Genomic DNA, 20,012 nt, shown 5'->3' on the forward strand with positions numbered 1-20,012 from the left:
GGAGAGGAAGTCAATCTTCCTCTCCTAAAACTTTCAACTTTTTCTCAAAACAAACACTGTTTTCCACATTTTCATATTGCCCGTAATTAGGTATTATTTTGTAATTACTTTTTTTATAAAGCGCTATTGCTTCCGGTTGTTTTTTCCCTGTTTCCAGCACACACTTACTATACTTTAATTCTACTGCCCATTTCTCCAATTCCTTTAAAACAGTTGAAGCAACTCCCTGCCCTCTTTTATTTACTGATACATACATCCGCTTAACTTCCATTGCATCATTTGAATAATCTTTTATCGCCCCGCAACCAACAGCTATATCATCATCATATGCAACAACTACATACTTTAATGCATCAATTTTGTTGAATTGCGCATAAAATGAATGTTCTTCTCCATCACGGATTTTTAAATCCGCATCAAGTGCTGTTACAAGCTGCTGAAAGTCTTTATTGTCCGAAGTAGTTCGTATACATTTAATCATTGGGAGAGTTGTTTATAAAGGATAAAACAAAAATAAAAATTAGTTCCATGAAGAAGATGTAGAAATCAATGCTTTGCAGAAACTCTTTTCGCACAGGTATTATATTTATATCAAATATCAACCTGATTACGTTTAATAAATGAAAGTTATTAAATGAAACTTAATAACAACTAAAATGGAATAACCCAATTCTCTAAATCATTGTTATGAAGACCTTTTCTATGAACCCTATGCCTTCGGTTTTCCGATCCCTATTGCCTCTACTGTTATTAAGTGTATTGCTGTATTCCCTGCCAGCTAACAGCCAGGTCATTAACCCTCGTACACTCCCCCAGGATGACGGTATTGGAGATCCTTACATCCTTAGGTTCAGAGGCAAATACTATTTATACTGTAGCTCAGGCGGTTACGGTGTTAAATGCTGGAGTACCTGGAACCTTGCTGACTGGAACTATGAGGGGCTATGTGTACCCGTGACTGAGACCACCATCAACGCAGCCTATGCTCCCGAAGTCATTTACAGGAATGGTACATTTTATATGTATACATCTCCGGGTGGCAATGGTCACTACATTCTGTCTTCAGCCAGTCCTACCGGGCCATTCTCCGTACAAACAGGTAACCTCGGCCACAGTATCGACGGTTCTGTATTTACAGACGATAATGCACAAATGTACTTTACCTATGCAGGTGGTGGCGGAATAGATGCAGCTACTATGTCCGGTCCCTTGTCCATCAGCACAGGAAGTACGTTAACCGGTACATCGCTCAACGGCTGGACAGAAGGCCCCACCATTTTTAAACGCAATGGCGTTTATTACATTACCTATACCGGAAACCATGTTCAAAGCAAGGGATACCGGGTTAACTATTCCACTGCAGCAACAGCATTAGGCAGTTATAGTCCAGGCGCTAACAACCCCCTTTTGCTCAGTTCAGAGGGCAGTTTCTTTGGTCTGGGCCATAGCAGCTCTTTTATTGGTCCTGACCTGGATACCTGGTACATGACCTATCATAACCTGACAGCTGTCTACAACAGAAAACTTAATATCGATCCTATGGGCTTTAATGGGGACAGGTTACTTGTATATGGCCCCACAAACTGGACTCAGCCCGCTCCTTTATTACCCACTTTTTATGACCGCTTTGACCGGGCAACTATCGGCAGCAACTGGACAAATGTCAATGGTGGTGTTTGGGGTATGTACAACCAGGAATTGATGTGGCAGGATACCAGAACAACGACACAATGGTACCGTCAGATTACAACGGCTATCTCTGCCGCTAACTATACGGCAGAATTTAACATGAAGGAAATGGAGAGAGGAGGAGATGCAGCCCGCTTTGGAGCTGTGTTTTCCTATATCGACGAAAATACTTTTGGCTCAGCATTGATTAGCAGTTTCAGTAATACACTCGAAACAGATATTAAAGTAAACGGTGCATCTATAGGCGTAAATTCCATTCCGCTGCCTGCCGGATGGGATTACCTGAAATGGCATGTAATACGGGTGGAAAAAGAAGGAACCACCTTCAAAATCTATGTAGATGGTATGCTGAAATCTACCCGTACTGCCAACATTACTGCAGGTGGTAAAATCGGTGTAACTACCTATAATGATCATGCTGATTTTGGATACACTGCTTTCAGCAACAGAGTAAATGGAAGCGGAGTATTTAGTTTTTATAAACCTATCCCCGGCACCATCCCGGCAGTCCATTACAATGAAGGTGGTGAAGGTGTCGGATATCATGATCTTACAGGCGGAAACGCCGGCGGTAAATACCGGTCAGAGAATGTGGATATACGAGATACCGAAGAAGGTGGAGAGAATATTGGCTGGAATCAAACCGGTGAATGGTATCAGTACAATGTAAATGTACAATCAACAGGCCCATATCATCTTGGCCTGAGATATGCCACTACTTACACTTCCTGTAAAGTACGTATTTACTGCGATGGGGCAGATGTTTCCGGCATCGTTTCTATACCTACAACAACAAACTGGTCTGTATGGCGTACAGCTGTCTTAAAGAACTTAAATCTTCCTGCTGGTAATCACACCATTCGTTTAGAGACTGTAGAGGGTGAATTTGACTTCTCCACACTGAAATTTGAATCGGGTACTACTACTGCTCCCGGTGGTTCAGATAACTTCGATTCCGGCAGCTTCTCAGGTTTATGGAATTATAGCAACGGAGATTTCTCCATCTCATCTGGCAGAGCCACTATTAATGGTTTGGGCAAAAAAGCAATGGGAGATGTCGGCTGGACAGATTATACTGTAGAAGCTGATGTGCTATGTCCTTCAGGTGGAAACGGAGGACTGATCTTTCGTGTGCGTAACCCGGCCGCAGGGGAATTGGGCATCTCTAATGTTGTTAGTTCTGATTACTTACAGGGTTATTATGCAGGTATTGAAACAGGTGGTATTGTATTCGGTAAACAGAACTACAACTGGACCACCCTTTCCTACAAGACACAAGCGCTTACTGCCGGACAGTCATATAAACTCAGAGCTGTACTGAACGGTGCTAATATAAAGATCTATCTGAATGACATGACCACGCCAGTCATCGACTATACAGATCCTGCTCCGTTCATAAGTGGTAAAGCTGGTATTCGCGTGCATTCCGCTAACATGTCCTTTGATAATTTCCTGATCTCAGCAAGTGCAACAGCAACGGCAACTTCCCTGGTGCCTGTTAATTGCAGAATTACTCCATTGGATAAATGATAACCTGGAATTTTCTATCATCGGAAAAGTATCATTCCGAAAGATTGTAAAAAAGATAACCGGGAGCGGATCATATGCCCCCGGTTATCCTATCAGATTAAAGAGATTCAATTTTCGATATCCCGGATGAGAAATTCTTTAGATCGTCTGATCATCTATAGTTGCAACAGGGGCATTCGTCTTTACAGACGCAATACCATTATCCCTACCGGCACTAGCCGCATACATTTGACTCGTCCCGATAACCTGTCCGTTTGTAGCTTTCAGGTTAAAATAAAATTTGTCATTAGTGGATGTCTTCTTTTCATACCGTTCTTCATGTGGCGCATTGCTTTTTACAGAATCAATACCGTTCATACAGCCGGGCTTAGCTGAATAACCTTCACTGGTAAGAATCGTTTCCCCATTACCAGCATTGAGCTTAAAACGGTATTCTCCGTTTGCGCTTTTTGTAACAATGAATTTACTCATAATACAGTGTTTTTTAATGTATGCTAACTACAACAATATTGCCGACAATTGGTTCGAATACCAAAAGGTTCACTAATGAACATTTATTGTATCAAAACCGGACAGTTTCGTTAATTAGATTTAAACTAAATTACTGATTTACAATTATATATAAATCCGGTATTTCTTTTGGGATATCACTGCATCATGTTTAGAAATTACTTCAAAATCGCATGGCGTAATCTTTGGATAAACAAGGGCCTTTCGTTTATCAATATCTTCGGGTTGGCTATAGGTATGGCTTTCACCATGCTTATCGGCCTATGGATCCAGTATGAAACAAGTTTTGACTTATTTCATAAAAACGGGGATCGTATAGCGCTGGTGAGAAAGCATACGCTGTTTAATAATAACAGGAATACCCAGGAATCTACTCCACTTCCTTTGTATGACGAACTGAAAAACAACTACCCCGAAGTAAAAAGAGCCACGAGACTTACCTGGAATAGCAACTACAGCCTGGTAATTGGTAATAACAAATTCAACAAAAAGGGAAGATATGTTGACCCTGATTTTCTGGAGATGTTTTCATTCCCTTTCATAAAAGGTAACGCGGCAACAGCCTTAACAGATCCCAATTCCATCGTACTCACGGAATCACTGGCAACCACTTTATTCGGTACAGAGAACCCAATCGGGAAAATAATAAAAATAGATAACCTGTATAATGTTCGGGTTACTGCCCTGATAAAAGATGTTCCTAAAAACTCAACATTAGATTTTGAATTTTTAGCTCCCTATCAATCTATAATAGCACATTCTGATTGGATAAGAAATAACAAAACGGATTGGAGTAATAATTTTTTGATGACTATGGTGGAGCTACAACCAGGAGCTTCCATGGAAAACCTCTCAAAAAAGATAGGCCCCCTTTCCGAACAAAAAGATAATCGTCTCAAAAATCAAATACTGTTCCTGCAGCCTCTAAGCCAATGGCATTTGTACAATGATTATAAAGACTGGATAAATGTAGGAGGCAAAATAGAATATGTGAGGCTATTCTTCATCGTAGGCATTTTTGTATTGCTTATTGCATGTATTAATTTTATGAATCTTTCGACCGCTCATTCTGAAAAACGGTCAAAGGAAATAGGCGTACGGAAAGCCATAGGTTCACTGCGTATACAGCTTATTGCCCAGTTTTTAACTGAGTCTATGCTGACGACTTTTCTCGCCTTTCTGCTATCCATAGGAATAATACAACTGTTATTGCCGCTTTTAAAAGACCTGGGATTTGAAAATATCAGGTTCGATTTCAGCAATATTTATTTGCTGGTCTTCGTATTCCTTGTTTGTATTCTCACTGGACTTATAGCGGGTAGTTATCCTGCATTATACCTCTCTTCATTTTTACCTGTCAGGACATTAAAAGGTATATTCAGACAAGGCAAAAGTGCCGCTACTTTTCGTAAAGTATTGGTCGTTTCCCAGTTTGTCATTTCTATTGGGTTAATCATCTGTACCGTCATTGTTTTTCAACAGATCAATCATGCAAAAAACCGTTCTATTGGTTATAATCCGGATAATCTGATTTCTATTACTGCCAGCGATGACCTTATTAAAAACTATGCTGCATTAAAACAGGATCTTCTAAATAGTGGTTACTTTGAGTCGGTAACAAAATCCTCACAACCTATGACCCGGATTTACAACCGCTGGAGTGATTTCTCATGGGAAGGAAAGGACCCTAACGCAGATATTGCATTGGATGCAATAATGGCCGACTGGGATTTTGAAAAAACAGTAGGTTTAAAATTTAAGCAGGGACGTCCTTTTTCAATAGATTACAGAACCGATTCAAATGCTGTCATCCTGAATGAAGAGGCTTTAAAAATTATTGGTTACAAAGATCCTATTGGAAAAACAATAAGATCCGGCTCAAGAGTAGTAACAATTGTTGGAATAGTAGAGAATGTATTGATAGATGATCCATTCAAACCTGTTTATCCTTTGGCTATCCTTTTCAATGGTCATGTTGCTAACAACATTTTCCTACGCTTAAAATCAACTTCCGATCTGAAAAAAGCTTTATCCGCCATTCAACCGGTTTTTGACCAATACAATCCTGCTTTTCCATTTGAATACAGCTTTGTAGATGACGAATTTGCCAACAAGTTCACTATGGAAAATCAGGTGAGTAAATTAGCCGGCATTTTTGCAGGTCTATCCATTTTCATTTCCTGTTTGGGGTTATTTGGTCTTGCAATATTTATGGCTGAGCGCAGGACCAAAGAAATAGGCATCCGTAAAATATTGGGCGCATCAACTGCCAGCATCTGGGCCTTGCTCTCCAAAGAGTTTGTATGGCTGGTGCTGTCCGGTTCCCTGATAGCTTCTCCTCTCGCCTTCTGGTTAATGAAAAACTGGTTGCAAAAATATGAATACCGCGTTGATATCAATTGGTGGATCTTTGCCGCTGCAGGGATACTTGCAATTGTTATTGCCCTGCTAACAGTAAGTACACAGGCTATTAAAGCGGCAGTCAGGAACCCCGTAAAAAGTTTAAGAACGGAGTAACTATTTTTACATGATGATAAAATAAAGTAGTGATTTTTCACCCCCCTCTATAAAAATATAATTTATTCTTTTTATCTTGTTATCTATCAGCCATTTAGGCTTATCACAGGAAAACTGATCAGCTAATCAACTGGCTTACATGGAGTTACAGAGTGAACAAGAACTGCTTTTGCGGATAGCAGAAGGGGATGAGATTGCATTCCGGGAACTTTATTTCCGTTATGATACTATGTTGTTCACTTTCCTGTTAAAGCTTACCCGCTCAGATGTTGTAGCAGAAGAATTACTCCAGGAAACCTTTCTCCAATTATGGCTACATCGTGATAACCTGCCCAACATTAAGTTTCCGCGGGCCTATATCCATCGTATAGCCGCTAACCTCTCCCATCGCTGGCTAAAGCAGCATTTATTGCATCGTAAGGTTTTAGCGGAGCGTGAACAGGAAGACTTCGTAATAAATGACATTGAGGACAGCCTGGTCTGGAAAGATATGTCCATATTAATTGCCCGGATCATTGCCAAAATGCCGGAGCAACGACGGAAGATCTACCAGCTGCACCGTGACAGCGGGTTGTCATCCGGCGAAATAGCAACGATCATGGGTATTTCAGCCAGCACAGTCCGGAATACCATTGTGGCTGCCGTCAGGTATATCCGTGAACAGCTCCTGGAAGCCGGTTATATGCTATTATTGATCTCCATCTTTCTCCGTTAAAAAAAAATTTCGTGTACCAATAGACAGCCGGACTCTTTTTTCGCTCTTATATACTGTAGGGGCATTATAACTACTATTATGAACAACGAGCACCTGAAATATTTACTTGATCAGTGGTTGGAGAAGAAAAGCACCGCGGCAGAAGAAAATGAGCTGGCCGCTTATCTGGAACAACACCCCGATAATGAGGTGCTGCCCGAATTATTACAACACTTTTTAGATAATACAGCACCTGATAATGTGCCGTCCCTAAAAGACCGGGAAAGGAGGCTCTCTGCTATTTTGCAGATGGACAAAACAGCGAACAGTGAACAATCAATTATTCGCCCTATGACTCCCACTCCCCTCCGCGTTACTTTCCTGCGGAGGTGGGGTTGGATTGCAGCTTCCGTACTGCTTTTACTGGCTACAGGCACTTTTGTACTAAGGTCGTTAAACACCAGCCACCCTGCCCAGCCACCACAGGACATAACACCTGGTGGCAATAAGGCCATTCTGACCCTGGGCGACGGTTCTACAGTTACGCTGGACAGCGCCAACCGGTTGATCCGGCAGGGAATACGGCAAACCGGCGGACAACTGGTATACGATGCGCAAAGCACTGCCATCAGCTATAATACATTGACCACACCGCGGGGGGGACAATTCCAGGTGCGGCTGCCTGATGGCACTATGGTATGGCTGAATGCGGCTTCCAGCCTGCGTTATCCGACCACCTTTACAGGCGGGGAGAGAAGGGTGGAGATCAGCGGAGAGGCTTATTTCGAAGTAGTAAAAGACCCACGTCAGCCTTTTAAGGTAAAGATCGGGGAACAGGGGGAAGTGGAAGTGTTAGGTACACATTTCAATGTAGATGCTTACCCGGATGAAAGCAGCATCAATACCACCCTTCTGGAAGGCGCTGTACGCGTAAATAATAAGGTAGTACTGAAACCCGGCCAGCAGGCACAGGCAGCTAACAACAGCATTAAAACCATCAACAACGCCAACATAGCTAAAGTAATGGCCTGGAAGAACGGGCTATTCAATTTTGAGGATGCCAGCTTACGGGAAGTGATGCAGCAACTGGCGCGCTGGTACGACTTGCAGATCGTATATGAACAAAATGTACCGGATATGTATTTCGAAGGGGAAATGAGCAGGGACATGAATTTATCACAGGTACTGGACGGCCTGCAGAAAACAGGTGTACGGTTCAGGATTGAAGCCGGGAAACGGCTGGTAGTATTAAAACAATAATAGAGGATCAACCATTAAAAAAGAAGCCGGAGGTGCTTGGACCCACTTCCGGCTGTATTGTCAGGCAGATCTTTATTGAGCAATGTGAATGTCAATTAATTAATCAACCAAACTACTGCAATTTATGCAAAAATTCGATGTTTTGCTTTTGCCGCGCCCGTGGCGGCGTGGCTGTGTCAACCAAATACTGCGTGTCATGCGAGTAACTGCTTTTTTCCTGTTCGTGTGTTTTACGCATGTTTCAGCCAGTGTCTTTTCTCAGACGATTACCTTATCGGGCAGGGAAATCCCCTTAAAGAAGGTATTTGCAGAGATCAAGGAGCAAACCGGTTATGTGTTTTTTTATAACAAAGGCGCGCTGGATAATACACAGCCCGTTTCTTTTTCCGTACGCAATATGCCTTTGAAAGATCTCCTGGATATTCTGTTAAAAGATCAGCCACTTACTTATACTATCTCACCAAAAACCGTTTTCATCTCACGTAAGCCCCTTTTCATTGTGCCAATAGCACTGGCAGATACCATTCACGATGTGAATGGAGTAGTACTCAATGAAAACGGTCAGCCCCTTCAAAATGCCACCATCAGGATCATTGGCCGGAACAAATCCGCTGCTGCCAATGAAAATGGCGTGTTTACACTCCCGGCCCTGGCAAATGGGAAATACAGGATAGAGGTCTCTTTTGTAGGATATGAAAAATACATCACCAACATTGATGTAACAGGCAATACAGTGAAAGTAACTGCCGTGCTGAAACAGGCGCAAAGCAAGCTGGACGAAGTGCAGGTGATAGCATATGGTACTACCATCCAACGCTTCAATACAGGCGGTTTAAGCACCGTAAAAAGCGCAGACATAGAGAAGCAGCCTGTTACCAATATACTGGCCGCTTTACAGGGCCGCATGCCCGGTGTGCTGGTTACCAGTGCCAGTGGTATTCCCGGTTCCGGCATCACCATGCAGATAAGGGGCAATAACTCTATTTCCGCGCTTTCCAACCCGCTGTACATCATAGACGGTATTCCCATCCCTGCTACTTCCATCAGCAATGTTACCACCGCTGCCGGTGCTATAAGCCCACTGAATGGCATCAATCCGCTGGATGTGGAAAGCGTTACCGTTTTAAAAGATGCTGATGCTACCGCCATTTATGGTTCCCGCGGATCTAACGGTGTAGTATTGATCACCACGAAAAAAGGAAAGGCAGGCAAAACAAAGTTTGATGTAAATGTATATTCCGGCGCCAGCGTTACTACACGGCTGCCGAAATTCATGGATACGCAGGAATATATTGCTATCCGGAAAAAAGCCTTTGTGGCCGATAATATCACACCCACTACAAGCAATGCACAGGACCTTCTGTTATGGGACCAGAACGCTTATACCAATTTCCCGAAGCTGATATTGGGTAATACCGCTCCCATGACCAATGTAAAAACTTCCTTATCCGGAGGCAATGAAAACACCCGCTATCTGCTCAGTACCGGTTATCATCATGAAGGAGCTGTCATTTACGGAGATAATTATTATAACAGAGTAGACGGTCATATCAATCTTGATCATAACTCTACAGATAAACGATTCAATGTAAATACATCCGTTACCTACACGAATGATAATAATAAAACACTGGCATCGGACCCTTACCTGGCTATTTATGCACCACCAAATTTCCCGCATTACGACCCTACCGGCAAACTCTATTGGGTAACGACCAATACAACGGCGCCACTTACAAACCCCTGGTCTTACCTGAATAAAGTAGGTAAGACAGCGACAGATAACTTTATAACAAATGCTTCATTGAGATATGCCCTCACACCAGAATTGATTGCCAGGGTGAATATGGGATACACCAAGATGCATATGAGACAGCAGGTGGTAGCTCCCACTACTGCTTTCAATCCGCTGTCTTTCTCTTCCACTAAAAGCTCCGCCACTTTTGGTAACAGCAGTGTGCAAACCTATATTGTAGAACCTCAGTTGGATTATACCAGGAAGATCAGTAAAGGGGTACTGAATGCAATGGCCGGTGGTACTGTACAGTCAAGCTCTTCCCAGAGTAATTCCATCACAGGGATCAATTTTACCAGCGATGACCTGATAGAAAGTATTACCGCTGCGGGTACTATTACGAGTACAACGCTTACCAGCTCACAGTATAAATATATCTCCGGATTTGGAAGGATGAATTTCCGCTGGGAGGATAAATATATCCTCAATGCTTCATTCAGAAGGGATGGCTCTTCACGTTTTGGTCCCGGTAAACGGTTTGGTAATTTCTGGTCAGCAGGTGGCGCCTGGATCTTCTCCGGAGAGAAGATGGTGGAACAACTGGCCCCGATCTTAAGTTTTGGTAAGCTGAGAGGTAGTTATGGTATTAGTGGTAATGACCAGATCAATGATTACAGATACCTTGAAACATACACCAGCAATCAACAGGCTTATAATGGTAACCTGGGTTTATATGCCAACAATATTGCTAATCCGCTATATCGCTGGGAAACCAATAAGAAGTTGGAACTGGCGCTGGAATTAGGCTTCCTGAAAGACCGTATCTTATTTACATCCACCTTTTACCGCAGCCGTTCGGACAATCAACTGGTACAGACCCCTCTGCCGGCACAAAGCGGATTTCCTTATTATCAGGCCAATATGCCTGCGCTGGTACAAAACACCAGCTGGGAATTTGAGCTGAGTACGACTAACGTTTCTACCAAAAACTTCCGCTGGCAGACCACTTTCAATATTACCATTCCGAAAAATGCGCTGGTGAAATTCCCTGGTCTGGCTTCATCAGCCTATGCATCCTATTATACAGTGGGACAGTCCTTAAATCTGTTCAGGGGTTATCATTATACAGGTATTTCAGATTCAACCGGTATACCTCAGTTTGAAGACCGTAACAAAGATGGCAGCCTCACTTCCTCTAACGATTATGTGAACATAGGCTCTTTAGATCCTAAGTTTTATGGAGGGATGGGCAATACTTTCAGCTATAAAAACTTCAGCCTCGACCTGTTTCTGCAATTCGCCAAACAAGATGGTTTTAATGCTTTGAGGGCATATTACTTTCCGGTAGGTTACAAGGTGAATCTACCCACTTTCCTGACTGAAGATTACTGGACACCCACCAATCCAGGTGCCAGTCGTCCCGGGTTAACTACCAGCGCTTCTTCGCCGATAGGGTCAGCATATCTGAACAGGTTGTATGCATCCAATGCTGCTTATTCGGATGCCTCCTATATCAGGCTGAAAACGCTGTCTTTTTCCTATCAGCTGCCCGTTAAGCTGATACAAAAAATAAGAGCGCAAAATATCCTCATCTATGTGCAGGGACAAAACCTGTTCACAATAAGTCCGTATAAAGGACTTGATCCGGAAGTAAAGAATGCAACACCTGTATTGAAGACATTGACAGCCGGTCTTAAACTAACTTTTTAAAGCAAAGCTTATGCAAAATATTAAACGTATCATATTGATGATGGCCGCGCTGTATACACTGAGCGGTTGCCGAAAATATCTTGAAATAGATCAGCCAAAAGATCAGATTACATCCGAAGCTGTTTTTGACAATGCCACCAATACCCTGGCAGCTGTAAACGGTCTCTATACCTATGCTTTAAAACCCGCTAACTTTCTTACTTACCAGGGAGATTTCCTGATGGGCATTAATGCAGATGAATTCACATATGGCCTTGACAACTATGATGGCTTTATGAATAACAGCATACCGGCTGCTAATAATGATCTGGAGAATATCTGGACAATATTCTACCAGGTGATTTACCAGGCGAATGGTATTATAGAAAAAGTACCAGGTAGTCCTGTATCAGACAGCTTAAAAGCTATATATATCTCTGAAGCAAAAATCTTCAGGGCCTTTTGCCATCTTTATCTGACCTCTTATTTCGGCGATGTACCGCTGATCAAAACAACGGATGTAACAGTTACCGCCAGGATGGCCCGTACTCCCAAAGCTACTGTGCTGGAAGCTATAGCCACAGACCTGAGAGAAGCCGAAGCGGTATTGCCTGTTGGTTCAGTAAGAAACGGACGGTTTAATAAATGGATGGCTACCGCACTATTGGCCAGGGTATATCTGTACCAGCAGCAATGGGCGAATGCAGAAGCCAAAGCCAGTGTTTTAATCAACTCATCAGATTTTACACTGGAGCCGGACCTGAACAAGGTTTTTCTAAGAGGCAGCAAAGAAGCCATCTGGCAGATCAATACTGCCGGTGGTGCTTACGATAACTATACCATCTTTGCCGGCATAAATGTACCCACTGCCAATTCTTCTTTATTAACCATGTCGCAGATGCGTCCGGAACTGTACAATGCATTTGAAACAGGTGATGCCCGCCTGACAACATGGGTTGGCACCGCTACTCTTTCAGGCACCACCTTTAACTATGATTATAAGTATAAAGCTACCAGCACTCCTACCAGTTCTGCCGCAATAGAGGATTATATGCTGCTTCGGCTGGCGGAGCAATACCTGATCAGGGCAGAAGCAAGGGCGCAACAGGAGAACCTGCAGGGTGCTGTAGATGATATCAATGCCATCAGGGCAAGGGCAGGACTTACAGGGATCGGTGTCACCACTAAAAATGACGTGTTGCTGGCCATAGAACAGGAACGCCGGGTAGAGTTGTTTGGGGAAGGCTATGGTCACCGCTGGATCGATCTGGTACGTACCGGGCGTGTGAATGCGGTAATGACTGCTGAAAAACCCGATACATGGAAAAGCACGTCTGAGCTGCTACCTATTCCGGCTACGGAGCTGGCCAATAATCCTGCACTCACACCAAATCCTTCCAATTATTGATCATATGAATAAGATACTAGCTTGTATAATCACAATATTACCAGCGTTTGCAACAGCACAACAATTTACTGTCAAAGGAGAGATAGCGCAACCAGCAAAAGTTTATCTTTTCTATAGATCAGGAGATAACTTTGTCCGTGATTCCGTACTGACTGAAAAAGGGGAATTCAGTTTTAGCGGGAACATAGAGGAACCGGTGCTGGGTACTGTATATATCAAAGAGCAGGGCATGAATGAGATCCCTGATGATCACCTGTTTCACTTTTATGTGGAGCCTGGCGTGATCACTATAAAAAGTCTTGATTCTGTTAAGAATATCCGGATCAGCGGTACGCCCCTGAATACGGACCTTAATGACCTGCGAGCGGTATTAAAGCCTGTTAACAATAAAATAGCCACACCCGATGAAGAAGGCAACAGGACAGTTTTGTATCAGCAACGTGATGATGTCTTTGAGCAATTCATTAAAACACATCCTGGCAGTCTTGTAAGCTTTGATGCCCTGAAAGAATACGCAGGTGTGTTACCTGATCCGGTACGCGTACTACCTGTTTATGATTATTTGTCCGACACATTAAAGGCCCAAAAATCAGTAGCGGCTTATTATCAGCTGCTACTGAATATTAAAAAAACGGCTGTTGGGGAGATGGCCCCTGATTTCACTGAAGCAGATACATCCGGTAATAATGTGTCACTCCATGATTTTAAGGGCAAGTATGTACTGCTCGATTTCTGGGCAAGCTGGTGTAAACCCTGCAGGCATGAAAACCCTGTTGTTGTGAGTGCCTTTAACAAATACAAGGACCAGAATTTTACTGTTATCAGCGTTTCGCTGGATGCACCGGACGCCAAAGCCAAATGGCTAAAAGCCATCCACGATGATGGACTGGGTGGCTGGACACATTTATCAGACCTGAACTTTTGGGGGAATGTTGTGGCCAGATTATATGCGATACAAAGCATCCCACAGAATTTCCTGCTGGATAAAGAAGGGAGGATCATTGCAAAAAACCTTCGGGGAAAGGATCTTGATATTAAACTACATGAAATACTGAGCAGCAGTAATTAGTGATAATTTTTAACGAATGGGATTTTCTGGTTTACAACCGGGAAATCCCATTTTTCTTTTACGGAGATGATCATTGATCCCGGATTATTGTCCTGTTGTCAAAATATACAGCATAGATATTGGAAGAACTGTAATTTCACATTCAATAAAATACTGCTATGCAAACCTCCCGTACAAATTACCTCGATCATATTAAAGTAGTCCTTACCATCCTCGTCATCCTTCACCATGCCTGCGTTTGTTATGGTGCACCCGGAGGATGGTATTTCAAACAACCTACCAGCATTGAAGGTGCATTGATTGCAATGACGGTTTTCGTGTCAACGAATCAGTCTTTCTTCATGGGGTTCTTCTTTTTACTATCTGCTTATTTCACAGAACCTTCTTTACAACGAAAAGGAACGAAGAAATTTATACAGGACAGGTTAATAAGATTCGGAATACCACTTGTATTTTATTCCCTGCTGTTATCACCATTCATGAGTTTTCTCGTGTATCATCAGCATCATCCCATCAGTTATCTGCAATACCTGCAAGGCTATGATAACTGGATAGAATTTGGTGTGTTATGGTTTGTTGCAGCGCTTTTAGTATTTACGTTTTTGTTTATAGCATTGAGAAATGTAAAAACAGGTGATAGTTCGTTACCGGGAACAAAACGGATATTGTTATTTGCAGTGGTCCTTGGCTTAATCAGTTTCCTTGTAAGATTAGTATTTCCGGTAGGCTGGGTATTACATCCTGTAGGTTTTCAGTTCGGGCATTTCCCTCAGTATATTGCATTGTTTACCATCGGTATTATAGCAAGGCGTAATAACTGGGCCGAACAATTACAGTATAATACTGCAAAGAATTTCAGACGGATCGCCTGGTTGATGGTCATTATAGGTTTCCCTACTATGTTCGTCCTCAGAATTATCTCACACAGCCCCATTGAGAATTTTTCAGGTGGATGGAATATGCTTTCCTTTATGTACAGTATCTGGGAACAGGTAACCGGGGTTTCTATTATCATTGCTATGACGGGCATCTTCAAATACAAATGGAATGGCCCTTCTACCCTGTTATCAAGAGAAGCATTTGCTATTTATATCTTTCATCCACTGCCTTTAGTTGTGTTATCATTACTGCTGGCTAACTGGCATGTAGATTCCTCATTGAAATTGCTGATTGTGGCGCCACTGGGTGTTATAAGTGCTATCTTGCTGGGTAAGATACTGGTGAAAATTCCAGGAGTTAATAAGATCATTTAATTATTAGATTTGTACCCATGTTTAAAAAAAGTATAATCCTGATAGCTATTATATTGTTTGCCGGTCATTTCGCAAATGCTCAAACGATATCAGCGCCTAAAGATCCACATCCGGAATGGTCTGCCCCTTATCAGCCATTCCGGATAGCCGGTAATCTGTATTATGTTGGCACCTATGATCTGGCCTGTTATCTGATCACCACATCGGCAGGGAATATCCTTATTAATACAGGGCTTGCTGCTTCAGTTGATATGATCAATAAAAACATTAAAACTTTAGGCTTCAATCCTGCTGATATCCGTATACTATTGACTACACAGGCACATAACGACCATATAAGCGGAATGGCTACTATTCAGCGCCTTACCGGTGCCAAAATGATGGTTGACAGAGGAGATTCATCGGTGGTGGCAGATGGTGGAAGGTCTGATTACGCCCTTAGTAATTATTATGAACCTGTTAAGATCGACCGGCTACTGAATAACGGAGATACTATAAAACTGGGAGAGGCACGATTGGTAATGCTTCATCATCCTGGTCATACAAAAGGCTCCTGTAGTTTTCTGTTTGATGTGAAGGATGAGCAAAGATCTTATCGTGTATTGATAGCTAACATGCCCACCATTGTTACAGAGAAAAAGTTTTCGGAAATACCTGCATACCCTGAAATTGCCAGCGATTATGCATATACCCTGCGTGAAATGAAGAAATTAACCTTCGATATATGGCTGGCTTCCCATTCCAGCCAGTTCGGACTTCATACAAAACATAAACCCGGCGACAAATACAATCCTGCTGCGTTTATGGATAAAGCCGGGTATGATTCCTTACTGAATGATTTACAACTTGATTTTTCCAATAAAGTAAAGGAGAAATAGGCTGTAATATTCTTTTGATGAGAGAAATAATTTTACATTTACATATTGAAAAGGGTTCATATTCATACATATGAAATATAAATAATCTGAATTCAATTCCATTGTAAATGCGAAATCCCACTAGAAGAAATAGAAATATCGGGACCTCGAAACAAGGTTATGGGAAAAACAATAAACTTACTATTCCCTCCCCCTGTCTTGTTGCCAAAAGCTTCCATGAGCGTCTGGACAATTATGAAAAAGCAGAGAAGGTTATAAATGGTCATGCATTCACTTTTATAATTGAAGGAACGCGGTCTTCAAGTCAGCATGCCTGTTCAGTGAAGGATGTTGAAAACATGATCAAACATATCCCTCCTGCTGATTATGGACTTGTAAAATTCATAGTATTCAGACAGCCTAAAAGAAAAGAAGAAATTATATCTCCGGTTTGGGGAAGAGCAATATACTCTTATGAGTTTGAAAATGACTTTTATCCTGCAATTATTCTCGAAGCTGCAGACTATAGTAAAAATATCCGTTGGGAGAAAAATCTTTCAATTGAAGCGCAAGCCGAGTTAGAACGTTTGAAGGCAGATGGCCACCCATTCATAGCTGATAAACGATGTTATATTACAAGACTCGAAATTAATAATGTCAGGAACACTCAGCTGTACCGAACATTATTACATGAATTCGGACATCATGTACATTATTCAGAAGTCGTTGAACAGCCCAGGAAGGAAGACGAAGAGTTTGAAGAATGGGAAAAACGTTGGGACTTGTACTTAAAAATTCCTAAGACTGTTAAAGAATATCGTGCACACAGATACGCAGATCTTTTGTTAGCGAAATTGAAAGAACAAAATCTTGTTCCCTTCGAAAGAATTGACTGAATTATAGAAAGGATAAGGAATTACCAGCCGGTATATGTGATGTTTTAATCTGTGGGAATTTCTCTTTAAGCCATTGCGCCATAAATACAGATCCGGGTTCTTCACTGGCAATATGCCCCAACACCACTAATGATAATTGCTGTCCTTTGGCGCGGGCATCCCTCACATATTCCGCGGTTTCCCATTCGGATATTTCTCCACACACCAGTACATCTGGTTTCATGGTACTGATCTTTTTAATTTGTGTTGTGCCACCAGCAGCACCAGGCAATAACAGGATCTTTTTACACAATTGATCCAGGTTTCCAATATAACGTACTGTCTGAATATGCAATTTTGATTTCAGGTGACTGATCATTGCTTTAAGCGTAATAGCAGGTAAATTATAAATCACCTGATTCTCTTCCTGATATTTTTTCCATTCCAGCTGATCTGCCACTCCTTCCATTACACCATCCAGCTTTGCGCTGTGAATGTAATCATGATTACGCCATACGGCAATATTATGCTGCTTTAGCAAATCTGCTTTATAACGATATACCTCATCATTCTCCAGCCATTGGGTTTCATCCCGGTGATTATAAAAAGTAGGTTCATGAGCAATGATAAAGTTTGCTCCCAGCGCAATGGTTTTTCTGATCACTTCTATAGTAGCAAACATCGTTGTTACAATACCGGTTACTACAATATCCCTATTACCGGCCTTTAACGTATCTACCGTGTCTGTTCCCATTTCATGAGACACCTCTTTCTTAAACAGATCCATGACCTCCCCCACAGTAACAGGCGTTCTCAGAAAGCCGGAGGCAAAACTTACCAATGGAGATGATAATATGACTGCGGACCCAACCCCTTTTGTAATATTGGTGATGAATTTCCGTCTGTTAACTTCATTTTGCATAACGATGTATTTACCTGTATTCATAAATATAAGTATAATCTTATTTATTATCAGGATAGATGATATCCCGGATATTATATCTTTATAATAAGTTTTAAAACCCATAAACACGCTATGAGTATAAGTATTCCTTTTCAAACAATCGATTGGTCTGAAATCCCCAAAACAGTACATGCAGGTGAAACGGGCACAGCTTACTGGCAAACACTTCAATTTCCGGGGTTAAGAATCCGGATAGTGGAATATTCACCGGGGTATATTGCCGACCATTGGTGCAAGAAAGGGCATATCGTACATTGTTTAGAGGGGGAATTCATAAGTGAATTACAAAATGGCGAAAGCGCCATCCTGGCCAAGGGAATGACCTACGTTGTTTCGGATGAACTGAGTTCTCACCGCTCTGTATCTGCAAATGGAGTAAAACTGATGATCATTGACGGGGATTTCCTGAAGGCGTAATCCTGTTCATTATATTCATTATTGCCTTATAACGAACAAAAATGTTCGCTGGTTTGTAAGAAATGGCAAAATTCAAAATACCATGAAGAACAAACCAAGCCTTTTAACTGCCTTTATTACCCTATTTGTCATAACAATTGTTGCATATAATTGCGGCAATAACCCTCCCCCCAAAGGCCACGGCCCCGAAATTGATTCTGTTCTAACAGAGGACTACGGTGCATTCCAAAACCACCGGGATTCTGTACCATCAAAAGAGCAATATCCTGATTCTCTTTTTGTACTCAGTCACGATTATCCAGCAAGTGTTACTCCTGTTGTAAATCCTCCCTGGCAGCAGGCATTAAATGGTCAGCCTATTTCTGCATCAAATGTATTTGCTTACATGGATTCATTAAAAAGCTATGTGGCCCCGAATGTATTGCCTTTTTTCACTAACAATAAAGGATGGACTGCTGCTAAATATGGCTGGTTCCAGGAACCCTGGCTGGGATCACAAAGAGAAGCCATACTGGGAACTTACTTAGGCAACGGAAATCCGGCTAATATGTTTAAAACGTTGAAAGAAGATGAAGCCGGATATGCCCTGGTTTTATATGATTCAACAGCAGGTTACACTGTAGGGCAGATCTGGGGAAAAACAGGACAAAAAGTGAACCTGTTGAATGATGCGGCACAGTTCACAGAAGGCAGTGTTATCGTAAAATTTGCCTTTTCAAATGTTAATGCTCCATACTGGCCCGTACTGAAAGACGCACAAACCTTTTATGTGTATGATACCATCCCTACAATGGAGAATCCGAAAAGAGGCTATCAGATGCGTAAAGTCAGTTTTTTCCAGATGGACGTTATTGTAAAGGATAGTAAAACATCTCCGAAAACCGGATGGGTATACTCCACTTTTGTATATGACATGGATGCTCCGGGTAATATGTGGGATAAAATGGTTCCATTAGGCGCCATGTGGGGTAATGATCCGGACGTTAACAGCACCCTTCATCCGGATCAAAAACTGTATGAAACAGTAATTAATGCCCAGGCACCGGCATATAGTAAAGAAACATTAGGTTGGGGAGGAAGATTAAGCGGACCAAATGATGGTGCTGTAGCGCAGGTAGCTTATGATATTGTTACAAAACAGCCGTATAAAAACCTGGCTTTATCTTCCTGTATGAGTTGCCATAGCCCTGCACAGGATACATTTAAATCATTCCTGTTACCGGCTCCATTCCCAACATCAGACAGCTTAATTGTGTTTACTCCTGGTAGTCCGGAATGGAAGTTATGGTTTAGGGATAATGCTGGTAATGTACCTTTCGATGCAGGACAGGTAGGAATGGATTATGATATGGTAATGGCATTTAAATCTGTAGGTGCTTATGAACAGGCAAAGGCACCACCAACAGCAGCACCAAACGTACTACTCAGAAACTTAGAGGCAGTGAGAAAATTCAGACGGCATAATACCAGAAGCAAATTCTGGCATTAAAGAAGCAGGATAAAAATATTTGGCTATTCAGGCTGTCAAAAGTAACTAATACGCCC

Annotated in this window: 15 protein-coding genes; 12 read left to right on the plus strand and 3 right to left on the minus strand. The window is 42.0% G+C overall.

All coding sequences use genetic code 11. The features are described from left to right. Window positions 1-10: 10 nt before the first annotated feature. Entirely contained in the window at window positions 11-481 is a 471-nt protein-coding gene (locus BMW86_RS05890; RefSeq protein WP_089779873.1) for a GNAT family N-acetyltransferase, read from the minus strand. A gap of 206 nt (window positions 482-687) precedes the next feature. Between BMW86_RS05890 and BMW86_RS05895 the strand changes: the two genes are divergently transcribed. Beyond that, window positions 688-3,219, plus strand: a complete 2,532-nt coding sequence (locus BMW86_RS05895; RefSeq protein ID WP_089779875.1) for a family 43 glycosylhydrolase — start codon at window positions 688-690, stop codon at window positions 3,217-3,219. 138 nt (window positions 3,220-3,357) lie between these two features. Here the strand turns inward: BMW86_RS05895 and BMW86_RS05900 are convergent, their stop codons facing one another. Further along, window positions 3,358-3,690, minus strand: coding sequence for a YegP family protein (locus BMW86_RS05900; RefSeq protein ID WP_089779877.1), 333 nt, complete (start codon window positions 3,688-3,690; stop codon window positions 3,358-3,360). 186 nt (window positions 3,691-3,876) lie between these two features. On the opposite strand from BMW86_RS05900, the gene BMW86_RS05905 reads away from it, so the two are divergent. From BMW86_RS05905 to BMW86_RS05945, 9 genes are all read left to right on the plus strand, one after another. Beyond that, on the plus strand, window positions 3,877-6,246 hold the full coding sequence (locus tag BMW86_RS05905; protein WP_089779879.1) for an ABC transporter permease: 2,370 nt from the start codon (window positions 3,877-3,879) through the stop codon (window positions 6,244-6,246). A gap of 139 nt (window positions 6,247-6,385) precedes the next feature. Continuing rightward, window positions 6,386-6,961 carry an RNA polymerase sigma factor gene (locus BMW86_RS05910; RefSeq protein ID WP_089779881.1) on the plus strand — a complete coding sequence of 192 codons (576 nt, stop codon included), beginning with the start codon at window positions 6,386-6,388 and terminating at the stop codon, window positions 6,959-6,961. Between the two features lie 78 nt (window positions 6,962-7,039). Then, a complete protein-coding gene (locus tag BMW86_RS05915) occupies window positions 7,040-8,200 on the plus strand; it encodes a FecR family protein (protein ID WP_089779883.1) in 1,161 nt (386 codons plus the stop codon). Between the two features lie 196 nt (window positions 8,201-8,396). Continuing rightward, the gene (locus tag BMW86_RS05920; protein ID WP_177189166.1) at window positions 8,397-11,645 is read left to right on the plus strand and encodes a SusC/RagA family TonB-linked outer membrane protein; all 3,249 of its coding nucleotides are present in this window, start codon (window positions 8,397-8,399) and stop codon (window positions 11,643-11,645) included. 10 nt (window positions 11,646-11,655) lie between these two features. Further along, the gene (locus BMW86_RS05925; RefSeq protein ID WP_089779888.1) at window positions 11,656-13,032 is read left to right on the plus strand and encodes a RagB/SusD family nutrient uptake outer membrane protein; all 1,377 of its coding nucleotides are present in this window, start codon (window positions 11,656-11,658) and stop codon (window positions 13,030-13,032) included. A gap of 4 nt (window positions 13,033-13,036) precedes the next feature. Next, window positions 13,037-14,101, plus strand: coding sequence for a TlpA disulfide reductase family protein (locus BMW86_RS05930; RefSeq protein WP_089779890.1), 1,065 nt, complete (start codon window positions 13,037-13,039; stop codon window positions 14,099-14,101). Window positions 14,102-14,259: 158 nt separating this feature from the next. After that, window positions 14,260-15,354: an acyltransferase family protein gene (locus BMW86_RS05935; protein WP_089779892.1), complete on the plus strand. Its 1,095-nt coding sequence runs from the start codon at window positions 14,260-14,262 to the stop codon at window positions 15,352-15,354. 17 nt (window positions 15,355-15,371) lie between these two features. Next, window positions 15,372-16,232 carry a subclass B3 metallo-beta-lactamase gene (gene bla / locus BMW86_RS05940; RefSeq protein WP_089779894.1) on the plus strand — a complete coding sequence of 287 codons (861 nt, stop codon included), beginning with the start codon at window positions 15,372-15,374 and terminating at the stop codon, window positions 16,230-16,232. 107 nt (window positions 16,233-16,339) lie between these two features. Next, window positions 16,340-17,107: a hypothetical protein gene (locus tag BMW86_RS05945; protein WP_089779896.1), complete on the plus strand. Its 768-nt coding sequence runs from the start codon at window positions 16,340-16,342 to the stop codon at window positions 17,105-17,107. Between the two features lies 1 nt (window position 17,108). On the opposite strand, the gene BMW86_RS05950 is transcribed toward BMW86_RS05945, so the two are convergent. Continuing rightward, entirely contained in the window at window positions 17,109-18,008 is a 900-nt protein-coding gene (locus BMW86_RS05950; RefSeq protein ID WP_089783576.1) for a Nif3-like dinuclear metal center hexameric protein, read from the minus strand. 114 nt (window positions 18,009-18,122) lie between these two features. Here BMW86_RS05950 and BMW86_RS05955 point away from each other — a divergent pair, with 114 nt between their 5' ends. Both BMW86_RS05955 and BMW86_RS05960 read left to right on the plus strand, forming a co-directional pair. After that, complete coding sequence (locus tag BMW86_RS05955) at window positions 18,123-18,467, plus strand: DHCW motif cupin fold protein (RefSeq protein WP_089779898.1); 345 nt, start codon at window positions 18,123-18,125, stop codon at window positions 18,465-18,467. 82 nt (window positions 18,468-18,549) lie between these two features. Then, entirely contained in the window at window positions 18,550-19,956 is a 1,407-nt protein-coding gene (locus BMW86_RS05960; protein WP_089779899.1) for a hypothetical protein, read from the plus strand. The last annotated feature ends 56 nt before the right edge of the window (window positions 19,957-20,012 follow it).

The organism is Chitinophaga sp. YR573, from assembly GCF_900110995.1.
In the GTDB taxonomy this organism is placed as follows: Bacteria; Bacteroidota; Bacteroidia; order Chitinophagales; family Chitinophagaceae; genus Chitinophaga.